Source organism: Paracraurococcus lichenis (assembly GCF_030657435.1).
Lineage (GTDB): Bacteria > Pseudomonadota > Alphaproteobacteria > Acetobacterales > Acetobacteraceae > Paracraurococcus > Paracraurococcus lichenis.
Window position 1 is genome coordinate 1 of sequence record NZ_JAUTWS010000336.1, and the last position, 1060, is coordinate 1060.

A 1060-nucleotide genomic window follows, 5' to 3' on the forward strand; every position below is an offset into this window, starting at 1 on the left:
TTGCAGCGCGCGCTGGATGAGCTGCTCAAGATCGTGCCGGACAACAAGCCGGGACTGAAGCTCCAGCGCATCATCAAGCGCTTCCGGCAGAACCTGTTCGTCTTCCTCACGGACCGTGCGGTCTCCCCCACCAACAACGGCTCCGAACAGGCGCTGCGGCCCTGCGTGATCTTCCGCAAGGTCACCAACGGCTTCCGCTCCGTCTGGGGCGCTGACCTCTATGCCGATGTCCGCTCTGTGCTCGAGACCGCTCGACGACGTGGCCTCGGCATTCTCCAGGCCCTCCGCCTTACCCTCAGGGGAGAGCCCCTGCCGACGGCGGCGTGATCCCGCTTGCTCGCCACCACCCCATCACGCACAGGATAGGCTTGTTGCTCGCAGCCAGTGCGGCGCGTGATGGCAGGAGGCGCTGATGGTCAAGACCGCGCAGTCGACGGACGGTGTCAACCGGAAGGTGGTCAGCTTGAAGGTGATCCTGCGCGACACCAAACCACCCATTTGGCGCCGGCTCCTGGTGCCCGGTGCGACGACGCTCGCTGACTTGCATCGCGCCATCCAGGCCGCCATGGGATGGGAGGACTGCCATCTCCACACGTTTGACATCGAGGGCCGGCAGTACGGCGACCGGCGCGCCGTCGACGATGTCGCTGACGAGAACCGCGTCACCCTGAACGGCCTGACAAAGTCAGGCGTCACCCGCTTCGCCTACACCTACGACTTTGGCGACAACTGGCAACATGCCGTCGTCATCGAGAAGAGCCCGCTCAGTGTTGAGGCTCTGTCCCGTCCGGTCTGCACCGCCGGGAAGCGCAGATGTCCGCCCGAGGATTGTGGCGGCCCCTGGGGCTATCGTGAGCTGCTCGACGTCCTCGCCGATCCTGCCCATCCAGAGCACGCCGAACGCCGTGAGTGGCTGGGCGATGACTTTGATCCCGAGGACTTCAATCCGGCCATCGCCGACGTAATCCTGGCAGCCCGCTCCGGGCACGCCTGATCACCGCGCCAACCCAGCGCACATCCTTCCGGTTAGCCTCCGGACTTCAAGGGCCTGAGCAATTAC

2 protein-coding genes are annotated in these 1060 nt (G+C 65.1%); both read left to right on the top strand.

The genetic code is table 11. The features are described from left to right. On the top strand, window positions 1–327 hold a 327-nt coding region (locus Q7A36_RS40080), incomplete at its 5' end, for an IS66 family transposase (RefSeq protein WP_305109372.1). Window positions 328–412: 85 nt separating this feature from the next. Then, window positions 413–994 (top strand): plasmid pRiA4b ORF-3 family protein, encoded by a 582-nt coding sequence (locus Q7A36_RS40085; RefSeq protein ID WP_305109373.1) that lies wholly within the window; start codon window positions 413–415, stop codon window positions 992–994. Window positions 995–1060 lie beyond the last annotated feature (66 nt).